Origin of the sequence: Microbacterium oleivorans (assembly GCF_023715745.1) — a bacterium.
Classification (GTDB): domain Bacteria; phylum Actinomycetota; class Actinomycetes; order Actinomycetales; family Microbacteriaceae; genus Microbacterium; species Microbacterium oleivorans_D.
Genome location: NZ_JAMBOV010000001.1, coordinates 591032 through 616777, shown reverse-complemented (window position 1 = coordinate 616777; position 25746 = coordinate 591032). Strand labels below are relative to the sequence as shown.

The 25746-nt window shown below is 69.8% G+C and carries 18 protein-coding genes; 3 read left to right on the top strand and 15 right to left on the bottom strand.

Features of this window, described 5'->3' with window-relative positions; genetic code table 11:
- Nucleotides 1-154 precede the first annotated feature (154 nt).
- The 9 genes from M3190_RS02875 to M3190_RS02835 all read right to left on the bottom strand — a co-directional run bounded on the left by M3190_RS02875 (nucleotide 155) and on the right by M3190_RS02835 (nucleotide 11418).
- Complete coding sequence (locus M3190_RS02875) at nucleotides 155-1108, bottom strand: 3-hydroxyacyl-CoA dehydrogenase family protein (RefSeq protein ID WP_251578120.1); 954 nt, start codon at nucleotides 1106-1108, stop codon at nucleotides 155-157.
- On the bottom strand, nucleotides 1105-1575 hold the full coding sequence (locus tag M3190_RS02870; protein ID WP_251578118.1) for a ribose-5-phosphate isomerase: 471 nt from the start codon (nucleotides 1573-1575) through the stop codon (nucleotides 1105-1107). Before M3190_RS02870 ends, M3190_RS02875 begins: the two co-directional genes overlap by 4 nt.
- Nucleotides 1572-3293, bottom strand: a complete 1722-nt coding sequence (locus M3190_RS02865; protein ID WP_251578115.1) for a dihydroxyacetone kinase family protein — start codon at nucleotides 3291-3293, stop codon at nucleotides 1572-1574. The genes M3190_RS02870 and M3190_RS02865 overlap by 4 nt, the downstream gene beginning before the upstream one ends.
- Complete coding sequence (locus tag M3190_RS02860; protein ID WP_251578113.1) at nucleotides 3290-4285, bottom strand: sugar phosphate isomerase/epimerase family protein; 996 nt, start codon at nucleotides 4283-4285, stop codon at nucleotides 3290-3292. The genes M3190_RS02865 and M3190_RS02860 overlap by 4 nt, the downstream gene beginning before the upstream one ends.
- Nucleotides 4282-6582, bottom strand: a complete 2301-nt coding sequence (locus M3190_RS02855; RefSeq protein WP_251578111.1) for a beta-glucosidase family protein — start codon at nucleotides 6580-6582, stop codon at nucleotides 4282-4284. The genes M3190_RS02860 and M3190_RS02855 overlap by 4 nt, the downstream gene beginning before the upstream one ends.
- On the bottom strand, nucleotides 6579-8087 hold the full coding sequence (gene arfA, locus M3190_RS02850) for an arabinosylfuranosidase ArfA (protein ID WP_251578109.1): 1509 nt from the start codon (nucleotides 8085-8087) through the stop codon (nucleotides 6579-6581). Before arfA ends, M3190_RS02855 begins: the two co-directional genes overlap by 4 nt.
- 46 nt (nucleotides 8088-8133) lie before the next feature.
- Complete coding sequence (locus M3190_RS02845; protein ID WP_251578107.1) at nucleotides 8134-9042, bottom strand: carbohydrate ABC transporter permease; 909 nt, start codon at nucleotides 9040-9042, stop codon at nucleotides 8134-8136.
- The gene (locus tag M3190_RS02840; RefSeq protein WP_251578105.1) at nucleotides 9039-9983 is read right to left on the bottom strand and encodes a carbohydrate ABC transporter permease; all 945 of its coding nucleotides are present in this window, start codon (nucleotides 9981-9983) and stop codon (nucleotides 9039-9041) included. The genes M3190_RS02845 and M3190_RS02840 overlap by 4 nt, the downstream gene beginning before the upstream one ends.
- A 73-nt stretch (nucleotides 9984-10056) precedes the next feature.
- The gene (locus M3190_RS02835; protein ID WP_251578103.1) at nucleotides 10057-11418 is read right to left on the bottom strand and encodes an ABC transporter substrate-binding protein; all 1362 of its coding nucleotides are present in this window, start codon (nucleotides 11416-11418) and stop codon (nucleotides 10057-10059) included.
- A 184-nt stretch (nucleotides 11419-11602) separates the two neighbouring features.
- Between M3190_RS02835 and M3190_RS02830 the strand changes: the two genes are divergently transcribed.
- Entirely contained in the window at nucleotides 11603-12634 is a 1032-nt protein-coding gene (locus M3190_RS02830; RefSeq protein WP_251578101.1) for a LacI family DNA-binding transcriptional regulator, read from the top strand.
- Between the two features lie 15 nt (nucleotides 12635-12649).
- Here M3190_RS02830 and M3190_RS02825 read toward each other — a convergent pair whose 3' ends face one another.
- From M3190_RS02825 to M3190_RS02815, 3 genes are read right to left on the bottom strand one after another with little or no spacing between them, the layout of a single operon-like run.
- Nucleotides 12650-15148, bottom strand: a complete 2499-nt coding sequence (locus M3190_RS02825; protein WP_251578099.1) for a glycoside hydrolase family 3 C-terminal domain-containing protein — start codon at nucleotides 15146-15148, stop codon at nucleotides 12650-12652.
- Entirely contained in the window at nucleotides 15145-17421 is a 2277-nt protein-coding gene (yicI, locus tag M3190_RS02820; RefSeq protein ID WP_251578097.1) for an alpha-xylosidase, read from the bottom strand. The genes M3190_RS02825 and yicI overlap by 4 nt, the downstream gene beginning before the upstream one ends.
- A complete protein-coding gene (locus M3190_RS02815) occupies nucleotides 17418-19427 on the bottom strand; it encodes a beta-galactosidase (RefSeq protein ID WP_251578095.1) in 2010 nt (669 codons plus the stop codon). The genes yicI and M3190_RS02815 overlap by 4 nt, the downstream gene beginning before the upstream one ends.
- A 176-nt stretch (nucleotides 19428-19603) precedes the next feature.
- Here M3190_RS02815 and M3190_RS02810 point away from each other — a divergent pair, with 176 nt between their 5' ends.
- Together M3190_RS02810 and M3190_RS02805 are read left to right on the top strand one after the other, a co-directional pair.
- On the top strand, nucleotides 19604-20581 hold the full coding sequence (locus M3190_RS02810; RefSeq protein WP_251578093.1) for a LacI family DNA-binding transcriptional regulator: 978 nt from the start codon (nucleotides 19604-19606) through the stop codon (nucleotides 20579-20581).
- 2 nt (nucleotides 20582-20583) lie between these two features.
- Nucleotides 20584-21198 (top strand): YesL family protein, encoded by a 615-nt coding sequence (locus M3190_RS02805; RefSeq protein ID WP_251578092.1) that lies wholly within the window; start codon nucleotides 20584-20586, stop codon nucleotides 21196-21198.
- Nucleotides 21199-21811: 613 nt separating this feature from the next.
- Here M3190_RS02805 and M3190_RS02800 read toward each other — a convergent pair.
- From M3190_RS02800 to M3190_RS02790, 3 genes are read right to left on the bottom strand one after another with little or no spacing between them, the layout of a single operon-like run.
- A complete protein-coding gene (locus M3190_RS02800) occupies nucleotides 21812-23563 on the bottom strand; it encodes an extracellular solute-binding protein (protein ID WP_251578090.1) in 1752 nt (583 codons plus the stop codon).
- Between the two features lie 37 nt (nucleotides 23564-23600).
- Nucleotides 23601-24533, bottom strand: coding sequence for a carbohydrate ABC transporter permease (locus M3190_RS02795; RefSeq protein WP_251578088.1), 933 nt, complete (start codon nucleotides 24531-24533; stop codon nucleotides 23601-23603).
- Between the two features lie 17 nt (nucleotides 24534-24550).
- Entirely contained in the window at nucleotides 24551-25534 is a 984-nt protein-coding gene (locus M3190_RS02790; RefSeq protein ID WP_251578086.1) for an ABC transporter permease, read from the bottom strand.
- Nucleotides 25535-25746 lie beyond the last annotated feature (212 nt).

Here is a 25746-nt window from a genome sequence, read left to right as displayed (position 1 = left end):
AATTTACAACGTCGTAAATCTCGTTCGCGGACACTCTCCCAGTCGATCGCCCGGGGGTCAAGAGGCAATGTACAACGTTGATAATCGCGTCGTGGCCATTGGGCGCGCCGACCGCCCGAGCGGCCTTTCGCGGCTCGGGCGGTCCGTGGAACGATCACCGGGGGTCGTCGAAGGGAGAAGGCCCCAGCTCCTCGAGCAGCCTCGCCATGAGGACGTACGCCCTGTTCCGATAGGCGATCAGCTCATCGGTGCGCGCGGCGTCGATCGCGCGGAAGCCTCCGCCGCTCTTGGTGCCGAGCTGCCCTGCGGCGATCCGCTCGCTCAGCATCGCGGGCGTCGGGAAACGGTCGGGCAAGCCCTGCTGCAGCGAGGCGTAGCAGAACGCGTACACGTCGAGCCCCGCCATGTCCGCGATCGCGAACGGGCCGAAGAACGGCATGCGGAATCCGAACGTCGATCTCACGATCGTGTCGATGTCGGCTACCGATGCGACCCCCTCCTCGACGAGCTGCGTCGCCTCGTGGAAGAGCGCGTACTGCAGCCTGTTGAGGACGAAACCGGTGACGTCCCGCACACGCGCCGGGAGCTTCCCGACACTGCGGACGAACACCTCGGCGGTCGCGATGGCCCCCTCGGAGGTGCCGTCGTGCGGGATGATCTCGACACCCGGGATGAAGGGCGCCGGGTTGGAGAAGTGCACCCCGAGGAAGCGATGCGGGTTCTCGACCGGAGGCGCCAGGTCCCCGAGTGCGATCGTCGAGGTGTTGCTGCCGATCACCGCGTCCGGATTCGCGCGCGAGATCCGCGCCAACGTCCCGCGCTTCAGCTCCAGGCGCTCGGGGACGGCCTCCTCGACGAGGTCCGCACCGACCACAGCGCTCTCGACATCGTCCGCCGCGGAGATGCCGTGCCGGACGGCCGCCGCGGCACCATCGGGGAACAACCCCTGCGCCTCGAAAGCCTCTGCTTCGGCGTTGATGCGGTCGAGGTTGGCGCGCGCGATCTCGGGCGTCGCATCGGTGATGACGACCTCGTGACCGGCGATGGCTGCGACCTGCGCGATACCGCCTCCCATGTAGCCGCTCCCGACGACGGCGATGCGACTCATCGGTCCCCTCCCGCTTCGTACTCGGCGATCGCAGCGACCTTCGCTGCTGACGGCGACGATGTGTCGAACCGATATCCCAGCCACTCGGTCACGAGGCGCTTGGCGAGTTCCAATCCGATCACGCGCTGACCCAGTGCGAGCACCTGGGCGTCGTTGCTCAGCACCGCGCGTTCGACCGAATACGAGTCGTGGGCCGTCACGGCGCGCACGCCCGGCACCTTGTTCGCCGAGATGGCGACTCCGAGTCCCGTCCCGCAGATCAGCAGCGCCCGGTCGGCGGCGCCGGCCGCGACGCGCTCAGCGGCGGCGACCGCGACGAGGGGGTAGGCGGTGTGCTCGTCTCCCCCGACGCCGACATCGACCACGTCGGCGACCCGGTCATCCGCCTCCAGAAGCGCCCGCAGGGCCGTCTTGTACTCGTAGCCGGCGTCATCGCTGCCGATGACGATCCGCCATCCCTCTGTCATGGGTTCTGCTCCAGGTGTCGGGCCACGGCGGTGGCGATGAGGGCGAACGACGTCGCGCCCGGGTCGGGGTGGCCGAGACTTCGCTCGGCGAGAGGTCGCGCCCGCCCCTTCGAGGGGCGAAGAGCGGCGGTGGCCTCCGCCGCCGCGGTCGCCGCGCGAGCGGCGTCCGCGAGGAGGGACCGGATGTCGACTTCCGCGGTGGCACCTGCGCGCAGCGCGTCGGCGTAGGGACGCATCGCGTCGAGCATCGTCTTGTCGCCGACCACCGCTCCCCCGCGCTCGGCGACCGCGTCGACCGCTGCGCCCACCGCGGATGCCAGCTCCCCGGGCGTGAGCGCGGACCGCCCGCCGGAAGCGGGGAGTTCGGCAGCGAGCCGGCGCAGCGCCGTCGCCCACAGGGCACCCGAGGTGCCGCCGGCACGCTCACTCCACGCATCGGCCGCCGTCGTGAGCGCGCGCTGGAGCCCGGCCTCTGGGTCGAACGCCGCGACGGCGGCGTCGACACCGGCGCGCATCCCGACACCGTGGTCGCCGTCTCCGGCGACGGCGTCGAGCGCCCCGAGATCCGCCGCCGCGACTGCTATCGCCTCCTGCGCCGCCCGCAGCAGACCCCGTGCGTGTTCGGCCCGTCGGCGGTCATCGGGGGCCGCGAGGGGACGCCGCGGCGCCTCGGGCTCCGACGCGATCGAGGCCGCCACGGCGCGGCTCGACGCCGTCCGGACCGCGGCCCCCTTGCGATAGGCGGGAGTGTCGGCGGCAGCGGCCCACAGCGGCTCGAGCTCGTCGTCGAGCCAGACGAGGGTCACCGATGCGCCGGCCATGTCGAGGCTCGTGACGAGGTCGCCCACCTCGGGCTGGACCACCGCCACGCCCGCAGCACCGAGCTCTGCGGACACGTCGCGGAAGAGGACGAACAGCTCCTCGTGCGAGACCGACCCGAGGCCGTTGACGATGACCGCCGCGCGGTCGCCGCGCGATTCCGGGACGTCGTGCAGCAGATCGCCCACCAGCATGTGAGCGAGCTCTCTCGACGACGTGCGCGGGACGTCGCGGATGCCGGGCTCGCCGTGGATGCCGAGACCGATCGACATCATGCCCTCGGGGACGGTGAACAGCGGCGCGTCCGCGCCGGGGAACGTGCAGCCCCCGAAGGCGACGCCGAGTGTGCGGGTTCGCTCGTTGGCGTGCCGCGCCAGGCGCTCGACCTCATCGATGTCGTCGCCGCGCTCGGCCGCCGCTCCCGCGATCTTGAAGACGACGAAGTCGCCGGCGATACCGCGTCGCCGGGCTCGTTCGGCGAGCGGCGCGCTGGCGATGTCGTCGGTCACGAGCACCGTCCGCGCATCCACACCTTCGGCACGCAGGCGGTCCTGCGCGTCGCCGAAGTGCAGGACGTCCCCGGCGTAGTTGCCGAAGAGGAAAAGCACCCCGCCCCCGGCGTCGGCGGCGCGGGCGACCCGATACGCCTGTCCCGCGGAGGGCGAGGTGAAGATGTTGCCGCAGACGGCGCCGGCCGCCATGCCGGGGCCGACGACACCGGCGAACGCCGGATAGTGGCCGGACCCGCCACCCACGACGACGGCCACCGAGCCGAGCGCGAGCGGCGTCGCCCGCACCACCCCGCCGTCCACGCGGCGCACCGCCTCGGCGTGCGCGGCGGCGAAGCCCTCGAGGGCGTCGTCGACGAAGGAGGCGGGATCGTTCGCGATGCGGGTCATCGTTCGGGTCCTGTCTGAGGCCGGGCCTCACCGAGCTGACGCACGCGGCTCGTCCCGAGCTGCGTGGACGTTCGGCGCGGCAGCACGTGGCGTCGGAGATAGTCGCGGTTCTCGGCGCAGACGCTGAGACCGTCGCCGCCGTAGTTCTCGACGCAGATGACGCCCTGGAATCCGTTCGCGAGGGCGATCCGCATCGCGCGCCGGTAATCGATGACCCCCGCGACCATCGGCGACGGTGCCGCGGTGTAGAAGTCGCGCGCGATGTCCTCGTCGCGGGTGTAGTTCTTCACGTGCCAGAAGTTCGCGTACGGGAGGGTCTGCTCGCACAGCTCCAGCCAGGACTCGACTGGCCGGTGGAGCCGGATGAGGTTGCCGATGTCGGGATTGAGCCCCACCCCGGAAAGACCGATCTTCTCTATGAGGCGCACGGCGGATGATGCCGTTCCGAGGAAGGTGTCCTCGTACATCTCGAGTGACATGAGGACGCCGAGCTCCTCCGCATGGCGGCCGAGCTCGCGCAGCCGCGTGACCGCGAGGTCCCAGTCCGCGGGGTCGTCCTTCGGCCCGTCCACCGTCCAGAACCAGAGCTGCGCAGACTGCTCGGCGGTGAGGGGACGGTGCAGCCCGAACGACACGGTGCCGATGCCGACGGATGCCGCGGCCTCGAGCACGCGGTGGCTGTAGGCGAGGTTCGCGTCGCCGTCGCGCGGGTCGACGACGCTGCGTCGGATCGCGGAGAGCGAGAGGGGCCGCACCCCCGTCTCACGTGCCACCGCGAGGAAGTCCGCACGACCCGCGGCATCCAAGTCCGCCAGCCGGAGCCACGAATCGGTGACATCGAGGGCGTCGAAGCCGGCGTCCGCGATCTCGGCGAGCGTGACCGCCCATTCGTCGGGTCCCGCCTCGGTCACCGACCGACCGTCGGGGAGCGTGCCGGAGAAGGGCAGCGCTGCGGCGGCGATCGGCCAGTCGTCGGCCGTCCACGCGCTCATGCGTCGACCCCCTCGACACGGGTCGGGGTGTCGAGAACCGCGTGCTCGACGCGTCTCGTGGGGCCCGCGAGGCGGAGGAGCACCTCGGCCGAGCGGTCACCGACCGAGCGACCGCTCGAGAGGAGGATGTCGCCGGGCTCGACGACGCGCCGTCCCTCGAGACCGACGAACGAGAACCGATCGGCGTGCACATCGAAGTGCACCCGCGCAGCGGCACCGGAGTCGAGCTCGACCCGCGCATAGCCGAGGAGCTGAACGACGGGCCGCGTGACCTGCGCCACCGGGTCGGAGGCGTACAGCTGCACGACCGTCGCGCCCCTCCGGCCGCCGGTGTTGCGGACCGGCACCGAGACCGAGGTGCGGCCGTCGGTGGGCAGGTCGCTCGCCGCGGGCTCGGGCGCGCCGACCTCGAACGACGTGTACGACAGCCCGTGACCGAAGGGGAAGGCCGCGGCGATCGACAGGCTGCTGATGCGATCGCCGTCCTGACCGAGGGGCGGGGCGAGGTAGGTGTGCGGGAGGGCATCCGCGTGACACGGGATCTGGACGGGCAGGTGACCCGACGGTGCGGTGTCCCCCGCCAGGATGCCGGCGATCGCCGCCGGTCCCTCGACGCCGGGGAAGAAGGCCTGGACGATCGCAGCGGCCCTGCCGACATAGCGTCCCAGCGCGTACGGACGCCCCGAGACGACGAGGAGGATGACGGGCGTTCCCGTCGCGAGCACCGCGTCCGCAAGGCGACCCTGATGCCCGGGAAGGTCGAGCCCCGGCGCATCGGAACCCTCGCCCGACGTGCCCGTGCCGAACATGCCGGCCCGATCGCCGACGACCACGATCGCGACATCTGCCTCGGCGGCCGCGTCGACGGCACGCTCGATCTCACCATCCGCCGGCGGCTCGACGAGCGGGACCCCCGGAACGACCGAGACCTCCGCCTCGCCGAAGCGGCGGCGGACGGCAGCCGCGATCGAGTCCGCGTCGATGCCGAGCCCCAGCTCCGGGTGCCGCGGAAGGACGTGGATCGGGTACGAGTAGGCCCCCATGAGGACGCGGGGGTCGTCGGCGCCGGGCCCGACGACGGCGATCCGCGCCGGCGGGAGGGTGAGCGGCAGCAGCCCGCGCGGGTTGTCGAGGAGGACGACGGATCGCTCGGCGAGGCGACGGGCGATGCTGCGGTTGCGCTCGCTGTCGAGATCGACGTCGGCCGGTTCCGGCGGCTGCCAGCCGTCGTCGAGCAGACCGAGCGCGAGCTTTTGGCGGAGGACGCGACGCACGGCCTCGTCCACCTCGGACGCGGTGCGCTCCGGGTCGGGGTCGTCGACGGCGAGCGCCGCGAACGCGGCGGTGTCGGGGAGTTCCACGTCCATCCCGGCGTGCAGGGCGAGCCGACCGGCATCCGCCACCGTCGCCGCGACGCGGTGCTTCGCCTTCAGGAAGGCGACCGCCCAGTAGTCCGAGACCACGGTGCCCTCGAAGCCCCACTCCCCGCGCAGGATGTCGGTGAGCAGCCGCCGGTCGGCGGCGGCCGGCACGCGGTCGGTCTCGGTGTACGAGTTCATGACGCTGCCGGCGCCGCCGGTCCGCACCGCCATCTCGAAGGGCGGCAGGACGAGGTCGCGGAGATCCCGCTCGCCCATCGCGACCGGAGCGTGATTGCGCCCGCCCCGCGACGACGCATGGCCGGCGAAATGCTTGAGGGTCGCGATCACTCCGGCCGACTGCAGCCCCCGTACGTAGGCGGTGCCCAGGGTGGCGACGACGAAGGGATCCTCGCCGAGGGTCTCCTCGACGCGTCCCCACCGGTAGTCGGTGGTCACGTCGAGGACGGGCGCGAGCCCCTGATGCACCCCGAGCGCACGCATGTCGGCGCCGATCGCGGCCGCCATCTCGTGGACCAGCTCACGGTCGAAGGTCGCCGCCCACGCGAGCGGCGTCGGATACACCGTGGCGCCGAGCGTCGTGAGACCGGTGAGGCACTCCTCGTGGAGGATCGCCGGGATGCCGGGGCGCGTCGAGTCCCGCAGGAACAGCTGATCCTCGCGCGCGGCGATCATCCCGTCGCGCGGTCGCACCGGCGTGGTTCCGAACCGGCGGGTGAGATGCCCCATGCCGTGGCGGGCCGCGGCGGCGAAGTCGAGGCGCCCCGCGCCCATGACGTCCTGCATCGGCGCGATGATCTCGCCGCCCGTCCGCCGGTCGTTCCAGTGACTGCCGAGCTGGGCCAGCTTCTCCTCCCACGTCATCCGGGACAGGAGCTCCTCGATCCGCTCCGTCGTCGTCTGGGTGTCGACGCTCATCGGATCTCGACCACGACCCACGAGACGGCCGGGAGGGTCAGGGTGGCGACCTCACCGTCGCGGTCGACCGCGACCTCGCGCAGCGTCACCCGTTCGGGATCCTCGAGTGTGTTGCGGGCGTGGATGTCGGCGTCGGAGAGCAGGCGCGCGGAGAGCGATGCCGACGCATCCAGTCGGGACACGTCGACCTCGAGGACGACCTCCTCCTCGAGACTGCGGTTGACGGCGAACACCGTGGTCGCCCCACTGTCGGCGTCGTGCGTCGCGACGGCGTCGACGAGCGGCACACGCCCGAAACGCGCGGTCTCGTAGTCGGGCGCGTCGACCGCGACGTCGAGGGTCACGCCGCGGGCGTGGCGGGACGTCTCGGCGAACGGGAAGAAGGTGGTCTGCCGCCAGGCGGGACCGCCGGGCTCGGTCATGATGGGCGCGATCACGTTCACCAGCTGCGCGAGGCTCGCGGACTTGACCCGGTCGGCGTGACGCAGCAGCGAGATGAGCAGGTTGCCGACGACGACGGCATCCATCACGGAGTAGCCGTCCTCGAGCAGCCGCGGCGCGACCGGCCAGTCGTCGATGTCGGTGATCTTGTCGACCTCGTGGAAGCGGCTCTGGTACCAGACGTTCCACTCGTCGAACGAGATCGCGATCTCCCTGTCGCTCCGGCGAGCCGCCTTCACGGCATCGGCCGTTGCGACGACGCTCTCGATGAAGCGATCCATGTCGGTCGCAGAGGCGAGGAAGCTGCCCAGGTCGCCGTCCTTGGGTTCGTAGTACGCGTGACACGAGATGAAGTCGACGTCCTCGTACGACCGCTCGAGCACCACCCGCTCCCATCGGCCGAACGTCGGCATCTGCGAACTCGAACTGCCGCAGACGACCAGCTCCAGCGCGGGGTCCACCTGCCGCATCGCGCTCGCGGTCTTCGCGGCGATCTCCGCGTACTCCTCGGGTGTGCTGGCCCCGAGCTGCCAGGGACCGTCCATCTCGTTGCCGAGGCACCACATCCGTATGCCGTGGGGCTCGGGCGTCCCGTTCGCGACCCGACGGTCGGCGAGGGTCGTCCCGGGGCGACCGTTCGCGTATTCGAGCACGTCGAGCGCGTCGAGCACACCGCGCGTGCCGAGGTTGACGGCGTACATCAGTTCACTGCCGGCCTTGCGCGCCCAGGAGGCGAACTCGTCCAGCCCGATCTCGTTGGTCTCGGTGGAATGCCAGGCGAGGTCGCGCCGGCGCGGGCGGTCCTCGCGAGGCCCGATGCCGTCCTCCCACCGGTACCCCGACACGAAGTTCCCGCCGGGATAGCGCACCGTGCTGACGCCGAGCTCGCGGACGAGGTCGAGCACGTCGGCGCGGAACCCGTCGTCGTCGGCGGCGGGGTGGGACGGCTCGTAGATGCCGTCGTACACGCAGCGTCCCAGGTGCTCGACGAACGAGCCGAAGAGGCGGCGGTCGATGGCGCCCACGGTCGCGCGCGGATCGAGGGTCAGACGTGCCGTGGGCATGAGGGGACTCCGAGGGTAGAGAGCGGGAGCAGGCGGGTGCGGCAGGTCATTTGAGGCTGCCGATCGACAACCCGCCCTGCCAGTACCGCTGCAGGGTGAGGAAGGCGATGATCAGCGGGATGACGGAGACGAGCGAACCGAGGATGATGATGCTCCACAGCGACGTCCCGCCCGCGTTGTTCGCCGACGCGAGGCCCTGCCAGAGACCGATCCCGACGGTGACGGGGAACAGACGGTTGTCGGAGAGCATCGCGAGCGGCAGGAAGTAGTTGTTCCATGACGCGACGACCGACAGCAGGAGCACCGTCACGATCGCGGGGCGCAGCATCGGGAGCGCGAGCTGCACGAAGATGCGGAAGTCACCCGCCCCGTCGACGCGTCCGGCGTCGAGGAGCTCGTCGGGAACGGCATCGCGCGCGTAGACGTGCATGAGGTAGACCCCGAACGGGTTGAGCAGGGTCGGCAGGATGACCGCCCAGATGGTGTTCGTGAGGCCCAGCTCGGAGAACAGGATGAAGGTCGGGATGACGAGCGCCGTCGCCGGCACCATCACCGATCCGAGCAGGATCGAGAAGCTCAATCGACGCCCGACGAAACGGTACTTCGCGAAGCCGTACCCCGCCGCGACGGCCAGGACCGTCGCCCCGACCCCGCCGACGAGGGCGTACAGCGCCGAGTTGCCGAGCCACCGCAGGTAGATGCCGTCCTGGAAGGTGAAGAGCTGAGTGAAATTCGCGATGTAGTCGATGTCGTCGGCGAACCAGAGCGAGCTGCCGCCGCCGAACAGCCCGCCCGCGTTCTTCGAGCTGTTGACGATGACCCACCAGAACGGGATCAGGAAGTAGATGACGAGGAAGCCGAGCAGCACCTGCAGCGGCAGGTACCGGCGGGGCGACGTTCGGCGTCGCGTGTCGACCGGAACGGGACGACGGGGCGTGTCGGCGGTGGCGGTCATGACAGGAAGCTCCCCCGCTTGCGCGTGATGAACATGAAGAGATAGACGCAGATGAACACGACGGCGCCGAGCGCGAACGAGATCGCGGAGCCGTAGTTGTAGTTCGCCAGCGCGAACGCCTGCTGGTAGGCGTACATGTTGGGTGTGAAGTCCGCGGGGATCGCTCCCGCGGCGAGGTAGCGCAGGATCTGCGGCTCGTTGAAGAACTGCAGTGTCCCGATCAGGGCGAACACCAGGATCAGGACGAGCGCCGGCGCGATGAGCGGGATCTTGATCCGGAAGATGATCTGCCACTGGTTCGCGCCGTCGATGCGCGCCGCCTCGTACAGCGTCGGGTCGATCCCCTGCAGAGCGGCGTAGAGGATGATCATGTAGTAGCCGGCCCACTGCCAGATGACGATGTTCAGCAGTCCGACGAAGATGAGGTTGCGACTCAGGAAGTCGGGGCCCACGAGTCCGAACATCCCGAAGATCTCCGCGAGCGGGCCGAAGCTCTTGCTGTAGAGGAATCCCCACATCAGCGCGCCGATCACGGCGGGGATGGCGTAGGGCAGGAACACCATCAGGCGGGAGAACCGCGAGAAGGCGCCGGTGAGGACGTCGAGCATGAGCGCGACGGCGAGCGACACCGCCATCTGCAGCGGGATGAGCACGACGGAGAAGCGCACGACGAACCAGACGCCGTTCAGGAAGCTGTCGTCCGTGAACGCCTTCACGTAGTTGTCGAAGAGGACGAACCGCTCGCCGCCGATGAGCTGGTTCTGGAACAGGCTCAGGTACAGCGCGAAGAGCAGCGGGGCGACGAGCAGGGCGAGGAAGACGATCGCGAAGGGCGCGACGAATCCCCAGCCGATGAGGCTCTGGCGCCCGCGGCGGCGACGCCGCCGGGCGGTGGGGGCGGATGCGGGGGTGACGGCGCTCTGCGCCAGGTCGACGGTCATGGCGACTCCGGGTTCTCGGGTGGGGGCGCGACGCGTGGGCCGGTCCGGAGGACGGACCGGCCCACGAGCAGGGTCACTGGACCGTGAATCCCTGTTCTTCGGCGTATGCGACGACGTCCTCCTGGAGGGCGTCGGCTGCCTCCGACCCGGTCACGGAGCCCTCGTTGATCGCCGCGAGCTGCGACGTGAAGGCGTCGTAGTAGTACTGACCGAACGGGGTGTAGGTCATGCCGCCGTAGGCGTTGGCCGCCGGGACGTAGACCTCCTCGTTGGCCCGCTGACCGCCGAAGAACGGCACCTCGTAGTCGACGAACTCGTCGGAGTTCAGCGCCGTGAGGTTCAGCGGGAAGATGACCTGGTTCTGCCAGCCGTCGGTCAGCGAGGCGTCGTCGGCGTAGACGCCGAAGGCGGCTTTCGCGGCGAGCTCGGGGTCAGCGGCCTGCGACGTCACCGAGAAGGCCGATCCTCCCCAGTTGACCGACACCGGGTTCGCGGCATCCCACTGCGGGAGCGGCGCGGTGCGCCAGACCCCGGCATCCTCGCCCTCACCGACACCGGCGCCCGTCAGATAGCCGGGAGCCCACGCGGCCGAGATGTAGGTCGCGTAGTCGCCGCCGATCACACCGGCGATGTACTCGGGCGTGAACTGGTCCTGCGTGCCGACGAGACCCTTCTCGACGAGGCCCGCCCAGTAGTCGAGCACCTCCTTGGAGGCGTCGTCGTTGAGCGAGATGCCGATCTGCTCGGGCGTCGCCGAGTCGTACTCGAACGGCTGCGCGCCGTTCTGATACTGCAGGGCCATCATGACGGCGGGCACGTTCGCTCCGAGGTCGCCGAAGAGCGGGCCGCCGGCATCCTTCATCTTCTGTGCTGCGGCCTCGTACTCCTCCCACGTCGTGGGCGGCGCGATGTCGTACTCCTCGAAGAGGTCGGCGCGGTAGATCATGCCCATCGGCCCGCCGTCGACCGGCACGCCGTAGACGCCCTCGCCGACCGACACGTCCTTCCACGCGCCGTCGCTGTAGTCGTCCCGGACCTCGTCGAGGCCGTAGTCGGAGATGTCGACGATGGCTTCCTGGATTTGGAAGGTCGGGATGCGGTCCGCCTCGATCATGATGACGTCGGGCGCGCCCGTTCCCGCGGTGATGGCGGTCTGGAACTTGTCGTATTCGTCACCGCCCTGACCGACGTTCGTCCAGCAGACCTGGACCTCGTCGTTCTCCTCATTGAAGTTGTCGATGACGGTCTCCATGTTGGGGTACCAGGCCCACATGGTGACGACGGGCAGGTCGTCCTTCGGGATGTCGTTGGTGCAGTTGGTGGCGTCGTTGCCGCCGCCGCCTCCCCCGTTGCCGCCGCCGCCACCGCTGCAGGCAGCGAAGGCGAGGGTGAGGCCGAGGGCGGCGGAGGTAGCGAGGACAGTCTTCGTCTTCACTGTGATTCCTTTCGGATGCTGGGACTTCTTCGTCGGCGCGATCACGATGCGGAGCGGGATTCGCAACGCAGGACTACAACGTTGTAGATCAACGTTGTAGATGAACCTAGAGTCGGGATGCGGAGGTGTCAAGATCCTCCGTGGGACGCCCTAGAGTGAGGGGGTCCTCGAGGGAGGGAGCAGCATGGGTGCGACGATGCACGATGTCGCCCGGGTCGCCGGAGTCAGCATCAAGACCGTCTCGAACGTGGTCAACGACTACCCGTACGTCCGCGACGACACCCGCCGGCGGGTGCAGGACGCGATCGTCGCGCTCTCGTACCGGCCGAACGTGTCGGCGCGCGGTCTGCGCTCGGGACGCACGGGCGTCATCGCCCTCGCGGTGCCGGCGTTGCGCGAGAACTACTTCGCCGAACTCGCGGACCACATCATCCGCCTCGCCGACACCCGCGGCGTGGGCGTCGTCGTCGAGCAGACCGGCGGTCATCGTGAGGCAGAGATCCTCGCCATCAGCGGAGGCCGACGCCGCTTCACGGACGGCCTGCTGCTGAGCCCGGTGAACCTCGGGCAGCTCGACGTGGACGTCCTCGCCGTCGACTATCCGCTCGTCCTCCTCGGCGACCGCATCTTCAACGGCCCCACCGACCACGTGGCGATCCACAACACCGCCGCCGCCCGTGCCGGCGTCGAGCACCTGCTCTCACTGGGTCGCCGCCGGATCGCGATCCTCGGCGGCAGCGACGACGACCCCGCGCAGCCGAGCTCGGCGAGCCTGCGCCTCGCGGGTTATCGCGAGGCGCTCGCCGCCGCGGGCGTGCCGGAGGACCCCGCACTCATCCGACCCCTCCTGCACTGGACGCGGGACGCGGGATCGGAGGCGGTCCATGCACTCGTCGCCGAAGGCGTCGCCTTCGACGGGCTCTTCGCCCTCAATGACACGCTCGCCCTGGGAGCGCTGCGCGGTCTCGCCCGCGAGCGCGTGACGGTGCCCGACGACGTCGCGGTCCTCGGTTTCGACAACATCGACGAGGCGCGGTTCTCCGTGCCCTCTCTCTCGAGCGTCGATGCGGGGAAGGAGCAGATCGCCGAGACGGCACTCGATCTGCTGCTCGAGCGCATCTCGGAGAAGGGACCGCGCAAGGATCCGCGCACCGTCCAGCCGGCCTTCTCCGTGGTCGCGCGCGAGTCCACCGGATTCGGCGGCGGAGACGTCTGAGCCGATCCGGTCGGGTCAGCCGCGGACGACGAGGGTCGCGTCGACGACGAGCCGATCCGCCGAGGGACCGGCGGCGATCCGGTACTCCCCCGGCTGCACCCGCAACGCCCCTTCGTGCAGCCAGTCCTCCGGCGCACCGTCGATCCGGATCGCGTCATCCCACACCGCGAGACGCTCGATCGCGAAGGGCACCTGCACCGTGCGGGTCGTTCCCGGCTGCACGCGCACGCGGGCGTACCCGAGCAGCAGACGTCGCGGCGCGGCGATGGGCAGCTCCGGAGCGACGGCGTACACCTGCACGAGCTCCTCGACGACCCGCACCGACGGGTTCGCGACCGTGACCGTGGCGACGACGACCTTCTCGTCGATCCGAGGGTCGAGAGCAGGATGCCGGTGGCTCGGCGCCGGCACCGTCACCTCCGCGGCATCCACCGTCACCGCCGTGTAGGCGACCTCGCCGTAGCCCAGCCCGTGGCCGAACGCGAAGGCGTAGGGACCGGGTTGATGGCGGTAGGTCGCCTGCTGCCGCTGCGTGTCGTAGTCGAACAGGTCACCCGCCTGCTCGGGACGCGCCGGCCACGACTGCGCGAGGCGCCCCGTCGGTTCCACGTCACCGCTCAGGACGTCGAGCAGACCGTGACCGAGCTCCTGCCCGGCGTGGCTCGACCACACGACCGTCTCGGCGTCGGCGGCGTCTGCGAGGACGTAGGGGAAGCTGGAGACGATCGTGAGGATGCTGCGCGGATTCGCCGCGCGGGCGGTGCGCCAGATCTCGGTCGACGCTGCCGGGAGCAGGAGGTGCGGCCGGTCCGCGGTCTCCCGTCCCGACAGGTGCGGGTCGTTCCCGACGGCGACGATGACGACGTCCGCTGCCGCGGCCGCCCGCGCGACCTCGTCAGTGCCCGAGACGATGGTCTCGGCCTCGAAGCGCGCCGCGTCGTTGACGGTGACGGCCTCGGCCGCGAGCTGGCCGATGTCGCGGACGACGCGCACCCAGCGACCCGAGCCCAGGTGCAGAAGCGACCACGTACCGTCCTCGTGGACGTGGCGACGGAAGCTCTCCTGCACGACCCAGCCGCCCACCCGTGCGGCGTCCGCGCGCATGGGCCAGCCGGCACCCGTGAGGAGCCGACCGCTCCCGTGCGAGCGCAGGGTGAGGACCCCGTCGCCCCAGTCCGTGACGTCGAACAGCGTCGCCGGGGTACGGGTCTCGGTGGTCGCGTCGACGATCGCACCGTCGGCCGTCGCGGCGACGTAACCCGACGGTGCGCGCAGCGCGACGGTGTCGGCGCCGGTGACCGCCTCGACCTGCGCAGCCGGGTAGCGGTCGCGCACACCCTGCGCGATCCCGATCTCGTAGGGAGGCGTGCCCGAGTACCAGTCGGTGAGGACGAGGTCGGCCATCGGACCGACGACGGCCACCGCGGACGGCGACACGAGTGGGAGGACGCCGGCGTCGTTGCGCAGCACCACGACCTGGCGCCCCGCGGCGACCCGGGCGAGCTCGCGCGCGGCGGGGGTGTCGATCTCCTCGGATGCGATTCCCGCGTAGGGGTCGCCGTCGCCGTCGAACTCGCCGGTGCGCACCCGCATCTCCAGCAGGCGCAGGACAGCGGTGTCCACGTCCGCCTCGGTGAGCAGCCCCGCCGCGAGCGCGCCGCGGAGCGCTTCGAGGGTGGGCCCCGGGTCCGGGCCGTCGTCGGTGAAGGAGTCCATCCCGCTCGTCACGAGTGCGGCGGCGCCGTGGACCTTGTCGGGCTGCGCCCGTTGGATCGAGACGAGGAAGGTGGGAGCCCCGGCATCCGATACGACGGCGATCGACTCGTCGCTCCAGCGGCGCGCCTCGGCGACGAGCTCGGGCTGCGTGTGCGCGGGCACGCCGTTGACCCGGTTGTAGGCGAGCATCATGCCGCCCGCGACCTTCCGCTCGATCGCGGGGCGGAACGCCGGCAGCTCCTCCTCGTGGAGGGCGCGCAGCGACATCTCCGACGAGGTGGCAGACCGATCGGTCTCGTTGCTGTAGGCGAGGAAGTGCTTGAGCGACGGCACCGTCTTCCACACACGCGGGTGGTCGCCGCGCAGCCCACGGCTGTAGGCCGCACCGAACTGCCCGGTCAGGTGCGGATCCTCTGAGTACCCCTCCTCGTTGCGGCCCCACGCGGGGTGGCGCAGCGTGTTCACGACGGGCGCCCACACGTTGAGGTCGACATCGGCGCCCGAGGCGCGCTTGGCGCGCACCTCGGTCGCGACCAGATCGCCGATCCGCTCGATCAGCTCGGTGTCCCACGTCGCGGCGAGACCGACCGGCTGCGGGAACACCGTCGCCACCCCAACCCAGGCCAGCCCGTGCAGGGCCTCGCACCCCGTGTGGAAGGGACGGATGCCGAGGCGCTCGACGGCCGGCATCGCCTGGTGCAGCATCGCGAGCCGCTCGTCCGGGCTCAGGCGGTCGAGCAGGTCGCGGGCACGGTCGGCGAGGGGCAGGTCGACCCGGCGGAACACGTCGGAGCTCACCCCGCCGTCTCCACACTGATGCTGCCCGCGCCGGTCGCCGACGCCGTCCGCTCGCCGACCTGCAGGCTCCACGGCGCGCGGGCGTCACGGGACTCGGCCACGATGCGACCGCCCTCGCGGCGCACGCGGAAGACCGTCGCGGGCGCCCCGTCGTGTCCGGGAACGACCGTCTCGGCGTCGTAGCCGTCCGGCAGCTCGAAGCAGCGCAGCGTGACCCCGTCGGCCCAGTCGTAGTCGGGTCGGTCCTCGCGGGCACCCCACGGCAGCACCGTGCCCGGGCGCACCCGCAGCGGGACGGAGTCGTAGCCGTGGCGCTCCGCGTGCCACCGGCGACCGTCGGCGACGTCACCGGTCAGGAGGGAGGTCCACCGCCCGTCGGGCAGGTAGTACTCCACACCGCCGTCCTCGGCGAACACCGGCGCGACCATGAGGGCGTCGCCCAACAGGTACTGCACGTCGGCGTCGTGCGTCGTGCGGTCGCCGGGGAACTCGAGCACGAGCGGGCGCATCATCGGGATGCCGTCCGTGTGCGCCTCCTCCGCGATCCGCGCGAGGTACGGCATGAGGCGCAGCTTCAGCCGCGTGAACAGGCGCGTGACCTCGACGGCCTCCTCGTCGAACGCCCAGGGCACACGCACACTGCCCGAACCGTGCAGCCGCGAGTGCGACGACAGCAGGCCGAACGCCAGCCAGCGCTTGAACACACCGGCATCCGGTGTCCCCTCGAAGCCGCCGATGTCGTGACTCCAGTAGCCGAACCCGCTCATGGCCAGCGACAGGCCGCCCCGCAGCGTCTCAGCCATCGACAGCAGCGTCGAGTCGTTGTCGCCGCCCCAGTGCACCGGGAACTGCTGCCCACCGGCGGTCGCGGAGCGCGCGTACAGTACCGCCTCGCCGACGCCCCGCTCCTCCTCGAGAACCCGGAACACGAGCGCGTTGTAGAGCTGCGGGTAGTAGTTGTGCATGCGGCGCGGGTCGGACCCGTCGTGCCAGGCGACCCCCTCGGTGGGGATCCGTTCGCCGAAGTCCGTCTTGAAGCTGTCCGCCCCCTGCCGCACGAGTCGGCGGAGGTGCTCGGCGAACCACTCGGATGCCTCGGGGTTGGTGAAGTCGACGATCGCCATGCCGGCCTGCCACATGTCCCACTGCCAGACGTCGCCGTCGGTGGTCTTCAGCAGGTACCCCTTCTCGGCCGCCTCCGCGAACAGCGCCGAGCGCTGGGCGATGTAGGGGTTGATCCAGAGCGATACCTTGAGCCCCCGCTCCCGCAGGCGCGCCAGCTGGCCGTCGGGGTCGGGGAACATGCGCGGGTCCCACGTGAAGTCGGTCCACTGGAACTCCCGCATCCAGAAGCAGTCGAAGTGGAAGACCGACAGCGGCAGCTCGCGCTCCCGCATCCCGTCGACGAACTCGGTGACACTCGCCTCGTCGTAGGCGGCCGTGAACGACGTCGTCAGCCACAGGCCGAACGACCAGGCGGGTACACGCGCGGGCCGACCGGTGAGCGCCGTGTACCGGCGGAGCACGTCCTTCGGCTCGGGGCCGGCGATCACGTAGTAGTCGAGCGTCTCGCCGGGGACGGAGAACTGGACGCGCGAGTTGATCTCGGAGCCCACCTCGAACGACACCGCGTCGGGGCTGTCGACGAAGACGCCGTAGCCGCGACTCGTCAGATAGAACGGCACCGACTTGTACGCCTGCTCGCTCGAGGTGCCGCCGTCGGCGTTCCACGTGTCGATGGACTGCCCGTTCTTCGTGAACGCGCCGAACCGCTCGCCGAAGCCGTAGACGCGCTCGCCCGGCTCGATCGACAGCTGCTGGTGGACGAAGGTGCCGTCGGGTCCGCTCATGTGGCCGATCGACCGTGGCAGCGAGGTCGTGAGCACGCGGTCGCCCTGCTCGAAGGCCACCCGCCACGCCCCCTCGCGCGACACGCGGACGCGGAGGTCACCGGCATCCAGCACCGCTTCGGTGTCGTCGGCGGTGACCTCCGGCACATAGCCCTCCTGCGCCGTCAGCGCGAAGTCGGGCCCGCGGTGCCGTGTGCCGGCGTGCCGCTGCACCCGCACCCGGATGACGCCGGGCGCCGGCGCGGACAACGTCGTCGTGATCAGCGGCCGGTTGAGCGTGTCGCCGCGGTGACGGATCTGCGCGGTGGGGGCGTAGACCGTGAGCGTCCCCGCCTCCGCGTCGGCGCGGATGTCGTCCACGCTGCTCGCGTACAGGCCGGTCACCCCCGGCCGCATGAGCCAGTAGCCGTCGGTGAACTTCATGTCCTGCGCCTTTCCGTCACGACCCGCGCGTCCCCACTCGGGACCCTCACGTGCTCGTCCATCTCTTCATCCGTCAGCAGATCGGTCCATGCGCCCGGGAGGGGGATCGTCGCATCCTCGGGTCCCCGGTTCAGCAGGAACAGCGCCTCACCGCGTCGCACCGCCTCCACGCCCGGCACCGAGCCCGTCACCGCGCCGGTGACCCCCGCCGCCGCGAGCACGTCGCCCAGGATCGCGTCGAGCAGGTCGTCGGCGACGACCGCGGCGACGTACCAGGTGCCGCCGTGGCGCGTCACGACCGGCCGACCGGCGAGGTCTCCCTCGGCGAACGCGACCAGCGTCTCGGCGCCGTCCGAGCGCAGCTTCTCGGCCAGGACGGAGGCGACGGATGCTGGGCGTCGCCCGTCCGTCGCCGCGACGGCGACCCCGTCGTCGGGAAGGCCGACCCACTCCTCGCCGCTCGCGCCGATGTGCTCCCGAAGGAGCGCCGGCGAGCGGCCGGTCAGGATGTGGCCGCGCTCGTCGGCCACGCCGCTGAAGGGCCCGACGACGACCTGGGCTCCGGCCGCCGCGGCGGCCGCGAGACGGTCGGCGTCACCCGGACGCAGCACATAGCCGTGCGGCAGGACGACGACGTCGTAACCGGTGAGGTCCGCGTCGAACCGCACGACGTCGACGGGCACGTTCCGCCGCCAGAGCACGCGGTACCACCGGTGCACCTGCTCGAGACTGTCGAAGCGGGTCGTGGGGCGGGCGGGCTCGTCCGCAGCCCACCACGACGACCAGTCGAACAGGAGCGCGGTCCGCGCCGGGACGCGGGACCCGGCCACCGGGCTCAGCCGCTGCAGGTCGGCGCCCTGCCGACGGACGCCCGCGAACACCTCCGTGTCGGCGCCGGCGTGAGGGAGCATCGCGGAGTGGAACCGTTCGGCGCCGGCGGTCGACTGGCGCCACTGGAAGAAGCAGACACCGTCCGCGCCGCGCGCGACGGCCTGCAGCGAATCGAGCCGCGCACGCGCGGGCGTCTTGGGCAGGTTGTGCGGCCGCCACTGCACGGCGCTGATCGCCTGCTCCATGAGCAGCCATGGCGACCCGCCGCCGAGCCCGCGCATGAGATCCTGCGCGAACGCGATGCCGGCGGGGCTGTCGGGGTCGGCGGGGTCGGGGTACTGATCGTCGCTCACGACGTCGATGTCGTGGGCCCACGACCAGTAGTCCACGTGCGCGAACGGCCCCATGAAGTTGGTCGTGATGGGTTGCGTCGCCCCCGCCGCGCGGATGGTGTCGCGCAGTTCCCGGTAGCAGTCGCGCAGCTCGTCGGAGGTGAACCGCCGGAAGTCGAGGGACTGCGTCGGGTTGATGAGGTACGGCGCGCGACGTGGCGGCAGGATCTCGCCCACGTCCGCGTACCGCTGCGCCCAGAAGGCGGTGCCCCACGCCTCATTGATGCCCTCGATCGATCCGTACCGGCGCAGCAGCCACGCGCGGAACGCCCGCGCCGCCTCGTCTCCATGGTCGATCTGGCCGTACTCGTTGCCGACGTGCCACATCCGAACGGCGGGATGCTGTGCGTACCGCGCCGCCAGGTCCGCCGTGATCGCGCGCGCCGCGTCGCGGTAGACGCGCGAGGAGGGCGCGAACTGGTTGCGGGAACCGGCGACCAGGCGCACGCCGTCGCGGTCGACCGGGAGCGTCTCGGGATGCCGCACGCCGAGCCAGGGCGGCGGCGAGGCCGTCGGCGTGGCGAGGTCCACCGCGATGCCGCCCGCGTGCAGCAGGTCGAGCACCTCGTCGAGCCAGCCGAACTCGCGCGCACCGGGAAAGGGCTCGATCTCCGCCCAGCTGAAGACTCCCACGGTGACGAGGTTCACACCGGCGCGCTGCATGAGTTCGACGTCCTCGCGCCAGACCTCGCGGGGCCACTGCTCGGGGTTGTAGTCGCCTCCGAAGAGGATGCCGAGACCCTCCGTCAGGTCCGCGAGGGACGCGGCGGCGGCAGAGGTCATGACCGGGGCCTTTCAGCGATGTGGACGACTTTGTCGAAGCGCTTCAACGATCTCAACTTATACTAGCGATCACGGCCGTGTCCATCGGCCGCCGGGCCTGCGTTCCCCGCTCATGACGAGCCGATACGCTCGATCCACCCGGGTGTCGAGGCCGACTCCCTGGAGAAGGAGTGTCCATGACCACGATCGCGGACGTGGCCCAGGCCGCGGGGGTCTCGATCTCGACGGTGTCCTATGTGATGAGCGGCAAGCGCACCATCTCGCAGGAGACGCGGGACCGCGTCGAGCGGGCGATGGCGGACCTGTCCTACAGCCCTCAGGCCAGCGCGCGATCGCTCGCCTCGCGATCGACGAGCGTCCTCGGTCTGCAGGCCCCCATCCGCGCCGGTGTCGACGTGCACGTCGTCATGCAGATCGTCGCCGGCGCGCTCAAGGAGGCACGCGCGCATCATCACGACATCCTCCTGCTGACCAGCGACGACGCCGCGGGCGTCGAGCGGGCGGCCCGGGCGGGCATGGTCGACGGCGTGCTGATCCTCGACGTCGAGACCAGCGATCCGCGTGTGGGCGCGCTGGCGGAGCTGAGCATCCCGGCCGTGCTGATCGGGTTGCCGGATGCCGCGGACGACCTGGTCTGCGTCGACTTCGACTTCGAGGCCGCCGGTCGTCTGGCGGCCCAGCGGCTCGCCGAGCGCGGCCACCGGGCCGTCGCCCTGCTGGGGGCTCCGCCGCAGGTGCAGGCTCGGCACACCTCGTACTCCGACCGGCTCATGCGGGGGTTCCTCGCCGCGAGCGAGGCGGCCGGCCTCACCGCGCGGGCACTCCCCTGTCCGTCGGGACCCGGGGCGACCCGGGTCGTCGATCAGGTGCTGGCGGAGTCGCCCGACACGACGGCCCTGTTCGTGCACAACGAAGCGGCCCTCCCCTTCATCGCCGCGCGGCTCATGGGCGCGGCCGACGGCGGCCCCGTCGAGATCCTCGCGCTGAGCCCCGCCGAACTCGCCCTGCACGTGCCGGGCGTCTCGGACGTCATCGACCTGCCCGCCGAGACCCTCGGCGCGCGGGGCGCGCGGGCGTTGCTCGACGCCATCGGAGGCACCCGCGGGCCGGGGGCGGAACTGATCGCGCCGCGCTTCGCCGACCCGGCGAGCTGATCGTGCGGATCGACCCCGAGAACCGCGCCGTCCAGGGGCTGAGCACCTTCCTGGAGTTCGTGGTCCTCAACATCCTGTTCCTGCTGTGCTGCATCCCGATCGTGACGATCGGCGCCGCGACGAGCGCGCTGTTCGAGGTCACGCGACGCTTCTCCGACGAGGAGAGCGGAAGGCCGGTGCGCGACTTCCTCCCCGCATTCGCGCGGAACTTCCTCCCCGCGACCGGGCTCAGCCTGATCCTGCTGACGGCGGCCGTCGCGGTCGCCTTCAGCGGACTCTTCTGGCTCTCGTCGCCCGAGCCGCTGTTCACCGGGCTCGCGGTGCTCGGATTCGCCGCCGCCGCCTACGCCGTCGCGGCGTTCCTGCACGCGATGGGACTCGTCGCGGCCTACCGCGCATCGTTCCGCCAGACCTTGAAGAACGCCCTGCTGCTCCCCGCCGCGGAGCCCCTGCGCACCCTCGTGCTGCTCGTCATCCCGGTCACCGTGCTGTGCCTCGTGATCGTCTTCCCGCCGACGATCTTCCTCGTCGCGACGATCGGCTTCTCCGTGGGCGCCTACGGCTGCGCGTTCCTCTTCCGCAGCGTCCACCGGCGCCGCTCCGGCACCGCCGCCTGACGCCGCATCGCGCACGGGAGTGACGGCAGAAAGACCGCCCGTGCCTTCGCGCCCTGCTCGCAACGCATCGAAGTGAGGATGAATGCTAAGACCCCTCGCGGTCCCCTCTGGAGTCAGGTTCGGGATCGCTGCCTCGCGGTTCGCCGCCCGTGCCGCGAGGCCGAGGATCATCTGACCCCGCGTTGGCGGCAATGACCTCATCGATCTCCCTGTTCTCGACGGATCGACGTGTCCAGGCAACAGCTGCAACCGCGCCCACGATCGCGATTCCCGCAGGTATCCACCACCCGAGCGCGGAGAAGATGGTCACCGCGACCCCGAGCGGCATGAGGACGGTGACCTGAATCGGTAGGCCCTTGTTCATCTGTCTCCCTGAAGCACGGGTGCGGGGGCTCTCGTTCTCGACTCTGTAACCTCAGTCAAGCAGCCTCCAACGGCTTGCGCTTGTTCTCCCAGGGCGTCGGGTACGGAGTCTTGCGCCACGGCCGATGGCACGGAGATCGCGAGAGACGTCCGATCGACCTGACCGTGTCCTCGGGAGAGGTCTAGACCCGCACACGGAAGGGCCCCGCCGGATCATCCGACGGAGCCCTTCTCACGATCCGGACCGGGGTCAGCCGCCGAACTCCGCAGCGACCGCCTTGCGCGCGGCATCCTGCTCTTCGGCCCTGCTCATGTCGACCTCGAGGACCTTGTCGTAGCCGAGGCCCGCCGCCGTCTCCTGCAGCGAGGCGAACAGCGAGTCGAACTGCGCGTCGTTCTCGGCGAACACCATCTGCCACGAGGTCTGCACGATCGCCGCCTTGGCCTGGTTGCGCAGGGTCTCGATCTCGGACGAATCAGCCTCGGGGGTGTAGCTCGCGCCGGGTCCGACGAGGAGCTGGTCGTTCTCGCGCAGGTAGTCCATGGTCGTCGTCGCGCCCATCTTCGCCGACCAGTCGTCGGTCACCGGGTTGCTCGTCTCGGCCTGGTACGTCGGCCACAGCTTGTAGCTGTAGGGGAAGCCGGTGTTCGGGTCCGTGTCGATCGGGAGGACCGCGCTGATGTTCAGCTGTGAGGCACCGTCGATGTAGCTGCCGCCGCCCCATTCGGCCGGGACCTCGGCGTCGCCCTCGAAGAAGACCTTGTGGCCGAGCTCGTTCAGCTCGGGCTCACCGTCGGCGTTGACCTCCCACGTGAGACCCTCGGGACCCGCCGCACCCTGCGTCTGGCTGTTGTTGGACAGGGCACCCTCGGGCGAGAACAGCCAGTCGATGAAGGCCGCGATGCGCTCGGGATCCTCGGCCTTGGAGCCGATCGCGAACACCTGCTTGCCGCCGTAGGCCTCGGCCCCGTACGAGAAGATGCTCATGTCGTCCATCGGCGCCATCATGAAGCCGCGCCCCTCGTCGACGTTCGCATCCGTGTTGTAGGCGGCCTGCCCCAGCCACGGCCAGAACGAGAACAGCACCTGACCGTTCTGGTACTTCGTCCAGAGCGTGTCGTAGTTCTGCGTCGTGGAGTCGGGGTCGAGGATGCCGAGCTGGTTCGCCTCGTAGAAGAAGCGGAGCGCGCGGACGTACTGACCGTCGTCGTCGAGGATGCCCTGGTACTCCGAGCCGTCGCCCTTCGCGAGGGCGAAGCCGACCTCGTCGAAGCCGTAGTACGTGGTGGGCTGCTTCGCGTTGTTCAGCATGTTGCCGTCCCAATCCTTGAACAGCGAGACCGCGTAGGTCTTCTGCCCGTTGGGAGCAGTGGGCTCGGCATCCTGCATCTCCTTGAGGACCGGCAGGAGGTCCTCGAGCGTGCCGATCTCGGGGTAGCCGACCTCTTTGTACAGGTCCCAGCGCACGTAGGGTCCGAAGGTCGGGTCGAGGCCTTCGGAGGGCTCGGTCGGCTTCAGCGACGAGACCTGCGAGGGGAACGCGTAGGTCGCGCCGAGGTCCTCGTTGATGCGGTCGACGGCGGCGTCGAAGCGACCGACGTTCTTCATGGCCGGGTAGAAGCTCTCCGAGTCCAGGAGCAGGCCGCCCTCGGCGAGTTCCTCAAGGCGCTGGCCCTTGTCGGTGATGATCAGGTCGCCGAGGTCGCCCGCCGTCACCCGCGTGTTGAAGAGCGTGTCGCCGCCGCCCGCCACGTTGGGGGCGATGATGTTGAGCTTCATGTTGAACTTGTCCTCGACGAGCTTGCCGAACCATCCCTCCTGCATCCCCATGTAGTTGGCGAGGCCGTCGAACACGTCGATGGTGATGGGCTCATCCCACTTCTCCGGGAACGAGGAGATGGTCTCTCGTTCCTGATTCGTGGCGGGGCCGGTGCAGGCGCTCAGCAGCCCGACCGTGGCCAGAGCGGCGACGGCGCCGATGGCCTTGCGTGATAGCTTCATTGCTTTCCTCTCGGTGGTGTGACCGGGATCGGTCGATTCAGCCCTTGACCGCGCCGAGCATGATGCCCTTGACGAAGAAGCGCTGGAACAGCGGGTAGACGAAGATGATCGGCAGGATGACGATCACCGAGATCGTCATGCGGATCGACGTCGGGGTCTGGCTCGTGGCCGCGTCGACGATCGAGGTGAGGTTGCCGCCGTTCTGCATGGCCAGGGCCAGGCTGTTCGCCTGGTTGATGAACATGTAGAGCAGGTACTGCAGGGTGTAGAGGCTCTGGTCGGTGATGTAGATGAGGGTGTCCTGGAAGCTGTTCCACTGCGCCACCGCCGAGAAGATGGCGACGGTCGCGAGGATCGGCGTCATATTGGGCAGGTAGATGCGGAAGAAGATCTGGAGGATGTTGGCGCCGTCCATCTCTGCCGCCTCCTGCAGCTCGGTCGGCATCGCCTCGACGTACGTCTTCACGAGGATGATGAAGAACGGCTGCACCACGAACGGCAGGACGTAGACCCAGAAGTTGTTCGTCAGCCCGAGGTTGCGGACGACGATGAACACCGGGATGAGGCCCGCGCTGAAGTACATCGTGACGATCACGAAGCGGTACCAGAACTGGCGGCCCCACATGCGGGTCTGGGTGAACATGAAGCCGAGGAACGCCGAGGCGAGGACGGCGGCGACGGTGCCGATGACGGTGCGCCCGACCGAGACGATCGCGGCCTGCGTGAGCCCGCCGAGCTGGAACACCTGCTCGTAGTTCGAGAAGTGGATGCCGGTGGGCAGCCACCGGACCTGCCCGAGGGCGGCGAGATCGTTCGAGCTGATCGAGTTGATGATCAGGTAGTAGAACGGGTACGCGCAGACGAAGGCGAGCGCGAGGAACACGCCGTAGTTGACGATCGAGAAGACCACGCGGCCCGACAGGTCGGTGCTGCGGCGGATCTCGCGACGCGTGGGAGTCGTGGTGACCATGACGGTGCGCTCCTGACTCATACGATGGATTCGCCGCGCACGCGCTTGGCGATCCCGTTGACGGTGAACAGGAGGATGACGGAGATGAGGCTCTTCAGCATGCCGATCGCCGTCGCCATCGACAGGTTGTTGCCCGTCATGCCGATGTTGTAGACGTACAGGTCGAGCACCTGGATGTAGTCCTTGTTGAAGGCGTTCTGGAACACGAAGTACTGCTCCATGCCGTTGTTGAGCAGGTTCGCGATCGACAGCAGCAGGAGCACGAGGTAGGTCGGCATGAGCTGCGGAACGGTGATGAACCACATCTTCTGGAAGCGCCCGGCGCCGTCGATCTCCGCCGACTCGTAGAGCGACTGGTCGATGCCGGCGATCGCCGCGAGGTAGATGATCGCGCCCCAGCCGAGCCCCTTCCAGATCGACCAGAGGGTCATCGTGAGCCACACGTTCTGATCGGTGTCGAGGAACTTCACCGGGGTGGTGATGAGCCCGGCGTCGGAGAGGATGCCGTTCACGAGGCCCGAGCTCGAGAAGAGCGAGAAGGCGATCATGTAGACGAGCACCCACGAGATGAAGTTGGGCAGTGTCGTCAGCGTCTGCACCGAGTTGCGGAACCAGGGCGCCCTGATCTCGTTGAGGAAGATCGCGAACGCGAGCGGCAGGATCGACGTCGCGATGCCGAGGAAGCTGATGGCCAGCGTGTTGAGGACGACCTGCCCGACCTGGGCCACCTGCGTCGGTGAGCCGACGAGGAGCTGGAACCACTGCAGGCCGACGAAGTCGCTGCCGGCGAGGCCGAGGGCGGGCCGGTAGTCGTACAGCGAGTAGATCCACCCGTAGAGCGGGAAGTAAGAGAAGAGGAAGACGAGCACGAGGAACGGGACGATGCAGAGGAACATCCGGAACGATCGCCGGTTCTTCGACACCCGCTGCTCGGACCGGTGCGGCGCCTTCTCCTCGATCGTCGCGGCCGCAGCCTCGGTGACGATCGCCTGCTGCGTCATCGGTCGTGCCGAATCGCGCGCTCGGACATGTGGCGGGTCATCTCACTCCTTTGTGATCGAAGCGCTTCTCCGGGTTACCTGCGAACAGGAGTCGAACCGCTTCGATACGAAGATAACGCCCGAGGGCGACAGCGTCAAACATCTCGTTTCGGTCGCACGAAGACGCCGCTCCGCCGGAGGGGCGGAGCGGCGTTCTGCGCGCGGGGGAAGGT